Origin of the sequence: Micromonospora sp. NPDC047670, assembly GCF_043204915.1 — a bacterium.
Taxonomy (GTDB): Bacteria; Actinomycetota; Actinomycetes; order Mycobacteriales; family Micromonosporaceae; genus Micromonospora.
In genome coordinates, this window is the sequence record NZ_JBIDDA010000020.1 from 46,192 (window position 1) to 60,368 (window position 14,177).

The following is a 14,177-nucleotide window of genomic DNA, read 5'->3' on the forward strand; positions in this document are numbered from 1 at the left end:
GGTCCGGACCCGCAGCCTTGCTGAGCAGCGGATTTCCGGGGCCCTAGCACAGCTCGGGCATGATCAGGCGGTTGTCCACAGCGGGCTCCGCCGTCCACAGCCGGGCCGGTGCCCGCCCTCCGGACGGCCGCCACGGCCCTAGCCTCGCGTCGTGTCAGACGACGAGGAGAGGGTGGTCCGGGACCGACTGCGCCGGCTGGTGGCGGGCCTGCCGTCGGTCGGTCCGCCGGCGCGCGAGGTCCGCTTCCCCGACCACGCCGGGTGGCCCCCGCCGGCACCGGCCACGTCGGGCTCCGCGCCGGCCGGGGCCGACCCGGGGTCGCCGTCGTGGCCGGGACCGGGTCCCGGTGCCGCCCCGCCGGCAGCGCAGCCCGGGGCGGACCCGGAGCAGCCGGCGTGGCGGGGGCCCGATCCCGGTGCCGCCCCGACGTCCCGTTCGGCGCCGGCCCTCGCACCGGTGCCGACCGGGCGGGCGGCGCTGCCGGAACCCGGTGCGCCGCCGGAGGCCGCGGGGGCGTCGCCGGAGGCCGCGACGCGCTCCCGGCTGCCGGGGCCGGGGGCGTTCGACCCCGGGCGGCGGGGTGTGCGGGCGTTGGCCGTCGTCGCCGTGCTGGTGGTGCTCGGGGCCGCCCTCTGGGCCTGGCGGTCCCGGCCCCAGGCCGAGCCGGTCCCCCCGGTGGCCAGCGGCGGGCCGCCCGTGCTGTCGGAGAGCGGGCCGGTGGAACCGGGGGCGTCGCCGGCCGGCGAGCTGGTGGTGGCGGTCGCCGGCAAGGTGCGCCGTCCCGGGCTGGTCCGGGTGCCGGCCGGCGCGCGGGTCGCCGACGCCGTCGAGGCGGCCGGCGGGGCGCTGCCGGGGGTGGACGTGGCCCTGCTCAACCCGGCCCGCAGGGTCGCCGACGGGGAGCTGATCCTGGTCGGCGTCGCCGCACCGCCGGGCGCGGCACCACCGCCCGGGGCGGCGCCCGGCGGCGCCCCGGGCGCCGCCCCGGGACCGGGCGGTCGCCTCAACCTGAACACCGCGACGTTGGCGCAGCTCGACGCTCTGCCGGGGGTCGGCCCGGTGCTCGCCCAGCGCATCCTCGCCCACCGCGACCAGCACGGCGGTTTCCGTTCGGTCGGCGACCTGCGCCAGGTCGACGGCATCGGCGACGCCCGCTACGAGCAGCTCAAGGATCTGGTGACGGTGTGACGACGGGCGGCTGGCCCGGCGGGGTCGGGATGACCCGTGCCGCCGACGGCCCCGACGAGCGGGTCGCGGACGGGCCGGACCTGCGGCTGGCCGGTCTGGCCGTGGCGGCCTGGCTCGCCGCGCTGGCCGGGCTCCACCTAACCGCCGGCGCGACGCTGCTGCTGGCCGGGGTGGCCGCCGGGGTGGCCGGCGTCGCCGGGCTGCACCTGGCCGGCGTTCTCGGCCGGCCGTGCGCCCCGGTCCGGCGGTACGGCTGGATCGCCGTCGCGGTGCTGATCGGCGTGGTCTGCGGCGCGACGGCGACCGCCGCCCGGGTGTCCGTCCGCGACGCCGGGCCGGTGCGCGCCCTGGTGGAGCAGCGCGCCGTCGTCACCGCCGAGCTGGTCGTCCGCGACGATCCCCGTCCCGTACGCGGTGTCGCGGGGCGGCCGGCCACCCTGCTCGTGCCGACCGACCTGGCGGGGGTCACCGGCCCGGACGGCCGGCGGGTCGTCGCGCCGGTCCGCGTGCTGGTCCTCGCCAGCGACCCGGCCTGGAAAGGGCTGCTGCCCGGGCAACGGCTGACCGCCGAGGGGCGCCTGGCCGCCCCGCGCGGCGGGGACCTGACGGCCGCCGTGCTGAGCGCGGCGGGCCCGCCGGAGGCGCACGGCGCGGCGCCGACGTCGCAGCGGGCCGCCGGGGCGCTGCGCGCCGGCCTGCAACGTGCCTGCGCGCCGCTCCCCGACGAGCAGGGCGGTCTGCTGCCCGGCCTGGTGGTGGGCGACACGAGCCGGCTGCCGCCCACCGTGGAGGAGGACTTCCTGGCCACGGGAATGACGCACCTGAACGCCGTCTCCGGCTCCAACGTGGCCATCGTCGTCGGCGCCGTGCTGCTGCTGGCCCGCTGGGCCCGGGCCGGCCCCTGGCTGGCCGCCGCGCTCTGTGGGCTGGCCCTGGTCGGTTTCGTCGTCCTGGTCCGCCCCTCACCGAGCGTGGTGCGGGCCGCCACCATGGGCGCGATCGGGCTGGCCGCCCTGGCGGCCGGGCGTCCCCGGGCGGCCCTGCCCGCCCTGGCCGCCGGTGTGGCCGTGCTGGTGCTGCTCGACCCGGAGCTGGCCGGCGACCCCGGCTTCGCCCTCTCCGTGCTGGCCACCGGTGGTCTGCTGCTGCTCGCTCCGAGGTGGCGCGACGGGCTGCGCCGCCGCGGGGTGCCGGCCGGGCTCGCCGAGGCGCTGGCCGTGCCGGCCGCCGCGCAGCTCGCCTGCGCCCCGGTGGTGGCCGGCATCTCGGGCACGGTCAGCCTGGTCGCCGTGCCCGCGAACCTGCTCGCGGTGCCGGCGATCGCGCCCGCCACGGTGCTCGGCGTGCTGGCGGCGGCGGTGTCGCCTTTCTGGCCCGCCGGGGCGGAGTTCCTCGCGTGGCTGGCCAGTTGGCCGGCGTGGTGGCTGGTCACCGTGGCGCGGCACGGGGCGCGGCTGCCCGCCGGGACGCTGCCGTGGCCCGGCGGGGTGACCGGGGCCCTGCTGCTGGCCGGGCTGACCCTCGCGCTGCTGGTGGCGGCCCGGCGCCCGGTCGTCCGCCGGTTGGTCGCGGTGGTCGTCGTGGCGGTGGTGGCCGGCGCGCTGCCGGTGCGGCTGGCGGCCCCCGGCTGGCCCCCGGCGAACTGGGTGGTCGCCGCCTGCGCGGTCGGCCAGGGCGACACGGTGGTGCTGCCGGTGGCCCCGGGCCGGGCGGTGGTGGTCGACGCCGGGCCCGACCCGGCGGCGGCGGACGGCTGCCTGCGCCGGCTCGGCGTACGGGAGGTCGCGCTGCTGGTGTTCAGCCACTTCCACGCCGACCACACCGGCGGTGTGGCGGGAGTCTTCCGGGGACGCCCGGTGGATGCCGTGCTCGCGCCGCGCTGGCCGGAGCCGGCGGCGGGGCGGGACCTGGTCCGCACCGAGGCGACGGCGCACGCCACGGAGGTGGTGGCCGCCCCGGCCGGCTGGCGTTACCGGGAGGGCGCGGTCGACCTGGTCGTCGTCGGGCCGCCGTACCCGTTGCGGGGCACCCGGTCGGACCCGAACAACAACTCGCTGGTGCTGCTCGCCATGGTCGCCGGAGTGCGGATCCTGCTCGCCGGCGACGCCGAGACCGAGGAACAGCGGGCGCTGCTGGACGACACGGCGCCGGGCGGGCTGCGGGCCGACGTGTTGAAGGTGGCGCACCACGGCTCCGCCTACCAGGATCCGGCCTTCCTGGACGCGGTCCGCCCGGCGGTCGCCCTGGTGCCGGTCGGGGTCGGCAACACGTACGGGCACCCCAATCCGGCGGTGCTCGGACGGCTGGCCCGGGGCGGGGCGCGGGTACTGCGTACCGACACCGACGGGGACGTGGCGGCGGTGCTCGGCCGGTCGGGTCTCGCGGTCGTGACGCGGGGCACGCCACCCGGCCGACAGCCGTAGGAGATCGATGCCGATTCTCGGCTTTGGCGGTGGACTGAGATAAATGTCTGGATTTGCACTGAGTGCGGGCTCTGCCGTCACAGTGCGGATGAGCAGGCTGGATCCGGCCGCCGGCCGTGCGAATATGGGCGGCGTGACCGCCGCCAGCCTCGCTCCCATTCTGCTCGTCCTCGGTGACGAGGAGCTGCTCGCCACGCGCGCCGTCACCGAAGCCGTCGCCCGGGCCCGCAGTGTCGACCCCGACGTGGACGTCCGCGAGTACCAGGCCGGCTCCCTGGCCGTCGGCGAGATCGCCGAGATGCTCAGCCCCTCCCTCTTCGGCGGGCGGCGGGTGCTGGTGCTGCGCGCCGGCCAGGACGCCCGCAAGGACCTCGTGGCCGCCCTGCTGGCGTATGCGAAGAATCCCGACCCCGAGGTGCAGCTCGTCGTGCTGCACCTCGGCGGCGCCAAGGGCAAGGCGTTCGCCGACGGGCTGAAGGCGGCCGGTGCGACGGTCGTCCCGGCGGCCAAGCTCAAGGGGCACCGCGAGCGGGTGGCGTTCGTCCGCGACGAGATCCGCCGCGCCGGCGGGAAGTGCACCGACGACGCCGCCGAGGCGCTCATCGCGGCGGTCGGCAACGACCTGCGCGAGCTGGCCGCGGCCTGTTCCCAGCTGATGGCCGACACCGACGGTCGCATCGGCGCCGACACGGTCGCCCGCTACTACCGGGGTCGGGTCGAGGTGAGCGGCTTCACGGTCGCCGACGCCACCATGGTCGGCGACGTGCCGGCAGCCCTGGAGGCGCTCCGCTGGGCGCTGCACGTCGGGGTCGACCCGGTGCCGATCGCCGACGCGATCGCCGACGGCGTGCGCACCGTGGCCCGGGTCGCGTCCGCCGGGCGGGGCAGCCCCTACCAGCTCGCGAGCAGCCTGGGCATGCCGGCGTGGAAGATCGAGCGGGCGCAGCGTCAGGGTCGCGGATGGACACCCGAGGGCCTGGTCCACGCGATGCGGGCCGCCGCCGAGTGCAACGCGGCCGTCAAGGGCGGGGCGGACGACCGGGCGTACGCGCTGGAGCGGGCCGTCTTCTCGGTGGCGGCCGCCCGCCAGGGCGGCGCCCGGTGAGCGGAGCGCCCCGCGGCTCGTGGGCCATGGTCCCGGCCGACGAGGAGCGCTACCGGCCGCTCTACGCCCGGGTCCTCGGGCTGCGCGTGGTGAACCCGGGCGGGGTGCTCTGCTTCCTCTTCTTCGAGGGTGCCGTCGCGCTCGCCGCGCTGCTCGCCCTCGCCGAACTGGTCACCTGGTGGGCGGTGCTCGTCCTGCCCGCCACGGTGGCGGTGATGGTGAAGCTCAACGACATGGTGGCCGCCGTGGTGGTCCGCTCCGCGGCCCTCGTGCCCGAGCAGGAGCGGGACCGCTTCCGTCGGCAGATGGAACCGGTGGTCGGGCGGGCCAGGGTCGACTGGATCACGCACAGCGTGCCCGGCGTGGTCGTCACGGCCGAGCCGGTGCCGCGGGCCGCCCGTGCCGAGCCCGACCGGCCCGGCCAGCGCCACGGCCCCGGCGAGCAGCGGACCGGCGGCTGACGCGCCGGGACGCGCGCCGCGGCGACCTCGCCGCCCGCCGGCACGACGAATGCCCGGCCAGGTCATCCCGGCCGGGTGCGGAACGCAGAAAGCGCAGACAGGCGGAAGCCCCGGGGAGTGCCCGGGGCTTCCGGTCAGGTCTGAGGTCGCCGCGTCAGGCGGAGAGCGACACCACGCGCTTGGCAATCGCGGACTTGCGGTTCGCGGCCTGGTTCGAGTGGATCACGCCCTTGCTGACCGCCTTGTCCAGCTTGCGCGAGGCGTCGCGCATGAGGATGGTGGCCTTCTCGACGTCACCAGCCTCCGCAGCCTCGTGGAACTTCCGGACGGCGGTCTTCAGCGACGACTTGACCGACTTGTTACGCAGCCGGCGCTTCTCGTTCTGCCGGTTGCGCTTGATCTGGGACTTGATGTTCGCCACGCGACAGCCTCGTCTTGATAGCTCGGGTTGGTCAGCTTGTGCGCGCGACGAGCATGCGTCATCGCTGCGCGAATAGCCAGGTTACCAGGTCGCCCGGGACGAGCCAAAACGGCTCCGCCCCGCCCTGGTGGGGCGGAGGCGGCGGAGGGGTGCGGGCCGGCGCGGGAGAGTCGGGGTGCCGCCCGCACCCGGGGGAGCGCTGGCGCCGGTGCGGGGGTCAGGCCCAGCCCTGCCGGCGGGCGAGCCAGCGGAGGGACTGCTCGCCGCTCCACCGCTGGTGCGCCGGCAGGTGCGGCGATGCCGTCGGGGGCGCCGAGGCGGCCGTGGTGAGGAAATAGCCGGACAGCGCGGCCAGGGTGGCGTCCAACGCGTCCGGGGGCGCGCCGACCGCCGCCGGATGCCGGGCGAAGAGCGCGTCGGCGTCCAGGCCGCTGGCGTACGCGGTGAGGAGCAGGCCGGCCAGGTCGAACCAGGCGGGTCCGTGGCAGAGCCAGGTCCAGTCGCAGAGCCAGGCCCGGCCGGTGCCGTCGACGAGCACGTTGTCCAGCCGCAGGTCGCCGTGGATCAGGCCGCCCGCCCCGGCGGCGTACGCCGGGAGCCGGGACTCCAGCGCGACGAGGTCGGGCAGGCGGTCCCGGACCGGCGCGGGCAGCGGCGGCGACGGCTCCCGGCCGGCCGCCACCTCGCCCCACCAGAGGATGTCCTCGCGGGCCAGGTCGGCGAGGTGGGGCAGCCCGAGCCGGGCCAGCGCCGCCGGGGGCGCGGCCAGCGCGGCGGCGACCTCGGCGTACGCGGCGAGGGCGGCGGTCAGCTCGGCCGGGTCCCAGGGCAGCCGGGGCGTGTGGCCGTCGACGGCGTCCAGGCAGAGCGCGAACCAGCCGGCCTCGTCCAGCGTCCAGCGGGGGCGGGGGGCCGGCAGGCCGTCGGGGAGCCGGTCGAGGACGGCGGCCTCCCGGGCGTACCAGTCGACCAGACGCGGTTGTTCGGCGGTGGCCGCCGCCTTGACGAAGGCCCGGTCCCCGGCGGTGGTGGTGAGCACGGCGGCGAAGCCCCGGGTGAAGCCGGCGCCGGCGATCCGGGCGGCGACCACCGGGGCGCCCAGTCGGTCGCCGATCGCGGCGCGCAGCGTCGCCGGCAGCGTCTCCCACGCCGGCCGGCGGGCGGTCGCGTGGTACGGCACCGGGGGCGGGGACGCGGGGGACACGCCACCATGCTGCCGGCCCGCCGGTCGCCCCGCACCGGGACACCGCCGCGCGGGGCGACCGGGGCCGGCGACCCCGGTCGCCCCGGCGGGTCGCCCCCCGGCCCGGCCGGCGACCCGCCGGGGTGTTCCGCTGCGGGCGGGGCCGGCGGCGCGGTCTGCCAGACTGCCAGGCCATGAGGACCGACGACTTCTGGCAGTTGATCGACCGGGCCCGGGCCGGCGGCGGGGGAGAGCCGCACGCGGTCGCCGCGCGGGCCGTCGCCCTGCTCGCCGAGCGCGAGCCGGACGACATCGTCGGGTACGCCCGCCACCAGGCGCGGGTGCTGGCGGCCTCGCACAAGGCCGACCTGTGGGGTGCGGCCTACCTGATCAACGGCGGGGTGTCCGACGAGGGCTTCCACCACTTCCGGGGCTGGCTGATGACCCAGGGCCGCGAGGTCTTCGCCCGCGCCGTCGCCGACCCGGACTCGCTGGCCGCGTTGCCGCAGGTCCGGGCCGCGTCGCTGAGCGGCGAGGAGTTCTCGGCCGAGGAGATGCTGGCGGTGCCGTGGGACGCGTACCGCAGGGCCACCGCCGCCGACCTGCCGGCCGACCGGGAGCCGGCGCCCGTGCCGGACCTCAACGACTTCTGGGACTTCGACGACGAGGAGGAGGCGAGGCGGCGGCTGCCCAGGCTCGCCGCCCTCTTCGTCGAGCCACCCGCCGAGTGACCCGGCCGGGCGCGGCCCGGCGCCCGGGAGGGCCGGGGTGTCCCCGGTGCTCGCCGGCCACGCGTGGAGGGCGTGGCCGAGCGGCCGGTGGGTCCCTCGCCGGCCCGTCGCCGGGTGCGCTCCGGGCGGGGATCGCCCGCGCAGCGGGTGCGCGGCGGCGACGTGGGAGCATAGAGGGGGCCGGCGTCGCGCCGGCCTGCTCACGTCAGCCGACCAGAACGGACCGCTGTGCCACCGACGCTCGATTCCGGCGCGAACGCTCCTGGTGCCACCGACCCGGCGCGCATCCGGAACTTCTGCATCATCGCCCACATCGACCACGGGAAGTCGACCCTGGCCGACCGGATGTTGCAGCTCACCGGCGTGGTCGACCCCCGGCAGATGCGTGCGCAGTATCTCGACCGGATGGACATCGAGCGCGAGCGCGGCATCACGATCAAGAGTCAGGCCGTCCGGATGCCCTGGACCATCCGGGAGGGCGACCGGGCCGGCGAGACCGCCGTGCTCAACATGATCGACACCCCGGGCCACGTCGACTTCACCTACGAGGTGTCCCGGTCGCTGGCCGCCTGCGAGGGCGCGATCCTGCTGGTCGACGCCGCCCAGGGCATCGAGGCGCAGACCCTGGCGAACCTCTACCTGGCGCTCGAGAACGACCTGCACATCATCCCGGTGCTCAACAAGATCGACCTGCCGGCCGCCCAGCCCGAGAAGTACGCCGAGGAGCTGGCCCGGCTGATCGGCGGCGACCCGGCGGACTGCATCCGGGTCTCCGGCAAGACCGGCGAGGGCGTGCCGTACCTGCTCGACGAGATCGTCCGGCAGTTCAAGCCCCCGGTCGGCGACGCCGACGCACCCGCCCGCGCGATGATCTTCGACTCGGTCTACGACGTCTACCGGGGCGTGGTCACCTACGTCCGGGTGATCGACGGGCGGATCAGCGCCCGGGACCGGATCAAGATGATGTCCACCGCCGCGGTGCACGAGCTGCTGGAGATCGGCGTCATCTCGCCGGAGATGGTGAAGGCCGACGCGCTGGGCGTCGGCGAGGTGGGTTACCTGATCACCGGCGTGAAGGACGTCCGCCAGTCCCGGGTCGGTGACACGATCACCATCAACTCCCGGCCGGCGACGGAGGCCCTGGGCGGCTACAAGGACCCGAAGCCGATGGTCTACTCGGGGCTCTACCCGATCGACGGCTCGGACTACCCCAACCTGCGCGAGGCGCTGGACAAGCTGAAGCTCAACGACGCCGCGCTCGACTACGAGCCGGAGACGTCGGGGGCGCTCGGCTTCGGCTTCCGCTGCGGCTTCCTGGGCCTGCTGCACCTGGAGATCATCCGGGAGCGGCTGGAGCGCGAGTACAACCTCGATCTGATCTCCACCGCGCCGAACGTGGTCTACCGGGCCATCACGGAGGACGGCCAGGAGATCGTCGTGACGAACCCGAGCGAGTACCCCACGGGCAAGATCGCCGAGGTGTACGAGCCGGTCGTGCGCGCCACGGTGCTCACCCCGAACGACTACGTCGGCGCGGTGATGGAGCTCTGCCAGGGCCGCCGGGGCAGCCTGCTCGGCATGGACTACCTCTCCGCCGACCGGGTGGAGCTGCGCTACACGCTGCCCCTCGCGGAGATCATCTTCGACTTCTTCGACCAGTTGAAGAGCCGTACCAAGGGCTACGCCTCGCTGGACTACGAGCCCTCGGGCGAGCAGGCGTCCGACCTCGTGAAGGTCGACATCCTGCTGCACGGTGAGCCGGTGGACGCGTTCAGCGCGATCGTGCACAAGGACAAGGCGTACAACTACGGGGTCACCATCGCGGCGAAGCTGCGCAACCTGATCCCGCGCCAGCAGTTCGAGGTGCCGATCCAGGCCGCGATCGGCAGCCGGGTGATCGCCCGGGAGACCATCCGGGCGATCCGCAAGGACGTGCTCGCCAAGTGCTACGGCGGTGACATCAGCCGTAAGCGCAAGCTGCTGGAGAAGCAGAAGGAAGGCAAGAAGCGGATGAAGATGGTGGGCCGGGTGGAGGTCCCCCAGGAGGCCTTCATCGCCGCGCTCTCCTCCGACTCCGGGGACGGCAAGGCCCCCGGCAAGAAGTGACGCGCCGCCGGCCCGCCGGCGGATGACGACGTACGACGGCCGGCGCCCCGGCCGGGCCGTGGACCCCTCGGTGGTCCCGCCCGGCCGGGGGGTCGGCCGTTCGCGTCGGAGAATTTCCACGGCTTCCCGCCGGCCTGCCCGGCCCGCGGTCGCAAGGGGCGTCACCTGCGCCGACGGTCCCGCGGCGGTATTCGGCGCACGGTGCGCCATTGACGCCCGACGCCGTCTCGGCGAGTTCGAACCGGTTTGGTTTTTCGGCCGGTCGGGAACATTGCGGTCACGACAGGAACACCACAGACCGTGGAACTCAATTCTTTTCATCCGAAGGAGGGCGACGTGGAGCTCACCGTTTGGGGCATCGTCACTGCGCTCATCGTTGGTTTGATCGTCGGCGCTCTGGGTCGCCTGCTCGTGCCGGGCCGCCAGAACATGCCGATGTGGCTGCACATGCTGATCGGTGTCGGCGCCGCGCTGCTGGGCACCGTGCTGGCTCGGGCGATGGGTATCGCCACCGAGACCTCCGGCATCGACTGGGGCGAGCTGCTGGTCCAGGTCGTGCTGGCCGCCATCGCCGTGGCGCTGGTCGCCGGGGTGGGTCGTCGCCGCAGCGTCACCCACCGGTAACCCCCGCACCGCACTCGACGGGCGCCCGACCGACAGGTCGGGCGCCCGTCGCGCGCGGCGGGGGAGCGACCTGCGGGACGGACGTCCCCGGCGGGCCGTCCGTAATCCCCGAAGGGGATCGACGGGCGTCGGTCGGCGTGTGCGGCGGGAGGGGCGTCCGGTTCGGGGCGGGCGCGCATTCCGTGTGCCGGAAAGTCGGTTTGGGGCCGCGGCGGGTCGGGAACTTAGCGGTCACGACAGGAACACCACAGACCGTGGAACTCAATTCTTTTCATCCGAAGGAGGGCGACGTGGAGCTCACCGTTTGGGGCATCGTCACTGCGCTCATCGTTGGTTTGATCGTCGGCGCTCTGGGTCGCCTGCTCGTGCCGGGCCGCCAGAACATGCCGATGTGGCTGCACATGCTGATCGGTGTCGGCGCCGCGCTGCTGGGCACCGTGCTGGCTCGGGCGATGGGTATCGCCACCGAGACCTCCGGCATCGACTGGGGCGAGCTGCTGGTCCAGGTCGTGCTGGCCGCCATCGCCGTGGCGCTGGTCGCCGGGGTGGGTCGTCGCCGCAGCGTCACCCACCGGTAACCCCCGCACCGCACTCGACGGGCGCCCGACCGACAGGTCGGGCGCCCGTTCGTCTGGGTACGACCGGTTTCGCCCCGGTGCCGACCCCCGCCCGCTCCCGCTCCTGCGGTACCGTCGCCTCTCTTTCGCCGAACCGTCCACTGTCGTAAAGGAATTTTTCCTACTAAGGTGCGGCGGAGAAGGTTAGTGCCAAGCGGCGCGAGGGAGATGTGGCGTGAACAGGTGGAAGCGGCTGGCCCCGGTCACCGCCGTCGTGGCCTCGGCCGCGATGGTGCTGTCCGGTTGCGGTGGCTCGGATGACGAGAAGGCCGCGGACAACAGCAAGCTGACGGTCTGGATGATGGGCGAGGGAAGCGAGGCGCAGACCAAGTTCCTCGACGGCGTCGAGACCGAGTTCCGGCAGAAGCACCCGGACACCGACGTGGTGGTCCAGTACATCCCCTGGCTCGAGGCGCCGAAGAAGTTCCAGGCCGCCCTCGCCGGCGGTGAGGGGCCGGACATCACCGAGCTGGGCAACACCGAGACCCAGGGCTGGGCGGCGCAGGAGGCGCTGGCCGACCTCACGGGCAAGATGAACGGCTGGGCCGAGGGCAAGGACATCCTCCCCGACCTGGTGAAGAACGCCCAGCTCGACGGCAAGCAGTACGGCGTGCCGTGGTACGCCGGCGTCCGGGCGATGTACTACCGCACCGACTGGTTCGCCGAGGCGGGCGTGAAGCCGCCGACGAACTGGGAGGAACTGGTGGCCGCCGCCAAGGCCGTGCAGGCCAAGAAGCCGGGCACCTACGGCATCGCCCTGCCGGGCAACTCGGAGCTGCCCTTCTACTCGTTCCTCTGGGGCGCCGGCGCGGAGATCGCCACCCAGCAGGGCGACACCTGGAAGTCGGGCTACAACACGCCCGAGGCGCAGAAGGCCGTCAAGTTCTGGACCGACCTGGTGACCGTGCACAAGGTGGCCCCGCCGGCCGCCGCGGGCTGGAACGAGATCGACGCCCGGACCCAGTTCGCCACCGGCAAGGCAGCGATGGCCTTCGGCGGCAGCTGGCAGCAGGGCGCCATCAAGAAGGACAACCCCGACATCGAGAAGGTCTGGGGCACGTTCCCGATCCCCGGCCCGGACGGCAAGGCCGCGCCCGGCTTCGCCGGCGGCTCGGACATCGCCGTCTGGAAGGACAGCGAGCGGCAGGACCTCGCGTGGGACTACCTGACCGTGCTGCTGAGCAAGAAGAACGACCAGGCGTTCGCCGACAGCCTCGGCTTCTTCCCGGTCTACAAGGACCTGGTCAGCGGCGACAAGTACGCCAGCGACAAGATCATGGGGGCGTTCGCCACCACGATGCAGAACACCAAGCTCACGCCGCTCACCCCGAAGTGGGTGGAGGTCAGCCGCACCAAGACGGTGACCCAGGCGATGAACAGCTCGGTCATGAAGGGTCAGAAGACGGTCGAGAAGGCTACCGCCGACGCGGCCGCGGAGATGGAAAGCATCCTCAACGCCAAGTGACCACGCTGACCGAGGCGCCGGAGGCGGCCGCCGCGCGGGAGACCCCCGCGCGGCGGCGTCGCCGGGTGGACCGCCTGCCCTACCTGCTGCTCCTGCCCTGCCTGGTGATCATCGGCGTGCTGCTGCTCTGGCCGCTCGGCCAGGTGGTGGTGATGTCCTTCCACCAGCTCAACAACGTCCGTCAGCTGCGCGGCGACCGCGAGTGGCCGTGGGTGGGACTGGGCAACTACACCGAGATCCTCGGCGACCCGTTCTTCCTGACGGTGCTGCGCAACACCGTCCTCTTCGCCGCCGCCAACGTGGTGCTCACGATGATCCTGGGCACCCTGGTCGGTCTGCTGCTCAACCGGCTCGGCAAGCGGATGGCCGCCTTCGTGGCCAGTTGCGTCATGCTGGCCTGGGCCACCCCGGCGCTGACCGGCACGATCGTCTGGAAGTGGATCTTCGACGACACCAGCGGCCTGGTGACCTGGCTGTTCAACGCGCTGCCCGACGGGCTCTCGCAGAGCCTCTTCGGGCGCAGTGACTGGACCGGGTACGGCTGGTTCAACTCGCCCCTGTTGTTCTTCTCGATCCTGACCCTGGTGGTGGTCTGGCACTCGTTCCCGTTCATCGCGGTCAGCGTGCTGGCCGGCCTGAAGAGCGTGCCGAGCGAGCTGCACGAGGCGGCCCGGGTCGACGGGGCCGGGCCGTGGAAGGTGTTCTGGAAGATCACCTTCCCGCTGCTGCGGCCGGTCTTCGGGATCCTGATCGTGCTCTCCACCATCTGGGACTTCAAGGTCTTCACCCAGCAGTTCGTGCTGGCCGGCGGCACGCAGGACCGGCCGACGTTCATGCTCTCCATCTACTCGTACGCGGAGGCGTTCTCGCCCCCGCCCAAGTACGGCCTCGGCGCGGCGATCGCGGTGATCCTCACCCTGATCCTGCTGGTGGTGACCGGCCTCTACGTCCGCATGGTGCTCAAGCAGGAGGAGGACGCGTGACGCGACGCGCAGGCGGCGCAGGCGTGAAGCGGGTCGCCCTCAACGGCGCGGGACTGCTGGTCGCGCTCTTCGCCGCGTTCCCGGTCTACTGGATGATCGCCACCTCGCTGAAGCCGAGTTCGGAGATCTTCTCGACCACGCCCCGGCCGGTGCCGTCCGAGCCGACCCTGGAGCACTACCGCCAGATCCTCACCGGCAACCTGATCCCGGGCGTGACCTTCGCCGACTTCTTCCTCAACAGCGCGCTGGTCGCGGTCTGCACGGTGCTGCTCAGCGGACTGGTAGCGCTGCTCGCCGCCACCGCGGTGGCCCGGTTCCGGTTCAAGCTGCGGACCACCTTCCTGATCATGCTGCTGGTGGTGCAGATGATCCCGCTGGAGGCGCTGGTCATCCCCCTGTTCCTGATGATCCAGCGGCTCGGGCTCTACAACACCCTGCCCAGCCTGATCCTCACCTACCTCGGCTTCTCGCTGCCGTTCGCGGTCTGGATGCTGCGTGGCTTCGTCGCCGCGGTGCCGAAGGAGTTGGAGGAGGCCGCGGCCATCGACGGGGCCAGCCGGGCGCAGACCTTCCGGAAGGTCCTCTTCCCGCTGGTGGCCCCCGGCCTGGTGGCGACGAGCATCTTCTCGTTCATCACCGCCTGGAACGAACTGATCTTCGCGCTGACCTTCATCAACGACCAGGAGAGCTACACCCTCCCGGTCGCGATGACGTTCTTCTTCGGCCGCGACGACACCGCCTGGGGTCCGGTGATGGCCGCCTCCACCCTGTTCACCCTGCCCGTGATCATCTTCTTCCTGCTGGTGCAGCGGCGGATGGTCTCCGGCCTGGTGGCCGGAGCCGTCAAGGGCTGACGCCCACGAGGAACC

Annotated in this window: 13 protein-coding genes; 11 read left to right on the plus strand and 2 right to left on the minus strand. The window is 73.7% G+C overall.

All coding sequences use genetic code 11. From position 1 onward, the window contains the following. Positions 1-151 precede the first annotated feature (151 nt). The 4 genes from ACGF7U_RS29470 to ACGF7U_RS29485 all read left to right on the plus strand — a co-directional run bounded on the left by ACGF7U_RS29470 (position 152) and on the right by ACGF7U_RS29485 (position 5,178). Positions 152-1,189 (plus strand): helix-hairpin-helix domain-containing protein, encoded by a 1,038-nt coding sequence (locus ACGF7U_RS29470; RefSeq protein ID WP_393112214.1) that lies wholly within the window; start codon positions 152-154, stop codon positions 1,187-1,189. Positions 1,190-1,218: 29 nt separating this feature from the next. Then, positions 1,219-3,612: a ComEC/Rec2 family competence protein gene (locus tag ACGF7U_RS29475; RefSeq protein ID WP_393112314.1), complete on the plus strand. Its 2,394-nt coding sequence runs from the start codon at positions 1,219-1,221 to the stop codon at positions 3,610-3,612. 124 nt (positions 3,613-3,736) lie between these two features. Further along, the gene (gene holA, locus ACGF7U_RS29480) at positions 3,737-4,717 is read left to right on the plus strand and encodes a DNA polymerase III subunit delta (RefSeq protein ID WP_393112316.1); all 981 of its coding nucleotides are present in this window, start codon (positions 3,737-3,739) and stop codon (positions 4,715-4,717) included. A gap of 26 nt (positions 4,718-4,743) precedes the next feature. After that, positions 4,744-5,178, plus strand: coding sequence for a hypothetical protein (locus tag ACGF7U_RS29485; RefSeq protein ID WP_393112318.1), 435 nt, complete (start codon positions 4,744-4,746; stop codon positions 5,176-5,178). 154 nt (positions 5,179-5,332) lie between these two features. On the opposite strand, the gene rpsT is transcribed toward ACGF7U_RS29485, so the two are convergent. Both rpsT and ACGF7U_RS29495 read right to left on the minus strand, forming a co-directional pair. Continuing rightward, on the minus strand, positions 5,333-5,599 hold the full coding sequence (gene rpsT / locus ACGF7U_RS29490) for a 30S ribosomal protein S20 (protein WP_091104033.1): 267 nt from the start codon (positions 5,597-5,599) through the stop codon (positions 5,333-5,335). Positions 5,600-5,816: 217 nt separating this feature from the next. Next, the gene (locus ACGF7U_RS29495) at positions 5,817-6,803 is read right to left on the minus strand and encodes a phosphotransferase (protein ID WP_393112216.1); all 987 of its coding nucleotides are present in this window, start codon (positions 6,801-6,803) and stop codon (positions 5,817-5,819) included. 173 nt (positions 6,804-6,976) lie between these two features. Between ACGF7U_RS29495 and ACGF7U_RS29500 the strand changes: the two genes are divergently transcribed. The 7 genes from ACGF7U_RS29500 to ACGF7U_RS29530 all read left to right on the plus strand — a co-directional run bounded on the left by ACGF7U_RS29500 (position 6,977) and on the right by ACGF7U_RS29530 (position 14,162). Next, a complete protein-coding gene (locus tag ACGF7U_RS29500) occupies positions 6,977-7,513 on the plus strand; it encodes a DUF4240 domain-containing protein (RefSeq protein ID WP_393112218.1) in 537 nt (178 codons plus the stop codon). Between the two features lie 228 nt (positions 7,514-7,741). Next, positions 7,742-9,619 (plus strand): translation elongation factor 4, encoded by a 1,878-nt coding sequence (lepA, locus tag ACGF7U_RS29505; RefSeq protein ID WP_393112220.1) that lies wholly within the window; start codon positions 7,742-7,744, stop codon positions 9,617-9,619. A 336-nt stretch (positions 9,620-9,955) separates the two neighbouring features. Beyond that, positions 9,956-10,243, plus strand: coding sequence for a GlsB/YeaQ/YmgE family stress response membrane protein (locus ACGF7U_RS29510; protein ID WP_393112222.1), 288 nt, complete (start codon positions 9,956-9,958; stop codon positions 10,241-10,243). Between the two features lie 290 nt (positions 10,244-10,533). Next, entirely contained in the window at positions 10,534-10,821 is a 288-nt protein-coding gene (locus tag ACGF7U_RS29515) for a GlsB/YeaQ/YmgE family stress response membrane protein (RefSeq protein WP_393112222.1), read from the plus strand. Positions 10,822-11,035: 214 nt separating this feature from the next. Then, positions 11,036-12,325, plus strand: a complete 1,290-nt coding sequence (locus tag ACGF7U_RS29520) for a sugar ABC transporter substrate-binding protein (RefSeq protein WP_393112224.1) — start codon at positions 11,036-11,038, stop codon at positions 12,323-12,325. Beyond that, the gene (locus ACGF7U_RS29525) at positions 12,322-13,308 is read left to right on the plus strand and encodes a carbohydrate ABC transporter permease (RefSeq protein WP_393112226.1); all 987 of its coding nucleotides are present in this window, start codon (positions 12,322-12,324) and stop codon (positions 13,306-13,308) included. The genes ACGF7U_RS29520 and ACGF7U_RS29525 overlap by 4 nt, the downstream gene beginning before the upstream one ends. A 23-nt stretch (positions 13,309-13,331) precedes the next feature. Further along, on the plus strand, positions 13,332-14,162 hold the full coding sequence (locus ACGF7U_RS29530; RefSeq protein WP_393112320.1) for a carbohydrate ABC transporter permease: 831 nt from the start codon (positions 13,332-13,334) through the stop codon (positions 14,160-14,162). Positions 14,163-14,177 lie beyond the last annotated feature (15 nt).

Excerpts from the sequence above, each read along its gene's own strand:
- ACGF7U_RS29475 (WP_393112314.1), top strand. The coding sequence starts at position 1,219 with ATGACCCGTGCCGCCGACGGCCCCGACGAGCGGGTCGCGGACGGGCCG.
- holA (WP_393112316.1), top strand. The coding sequence starts at position 3,737 with ATGGGCGGCGTGACCGCCGCCAGCCTCGCTCCCATTCTGCTCGTCCTC.
- ACGF7U_RS29485 (WP_393112318.1), top strand. The coding sequence starts at position 4,744 with ATGGTCCCGGCCGACGAGGAGCGCTACCGGCCGCTCTACGCCCGGGTC.
- ACGF7U_RS29500 (WP_393112218.1), top strand. The coding sequence starts at position 6,977 with ATGAGGACCGACGACTTCTGGCAGTTGATCGACCGGGCCCGGGCCGGC.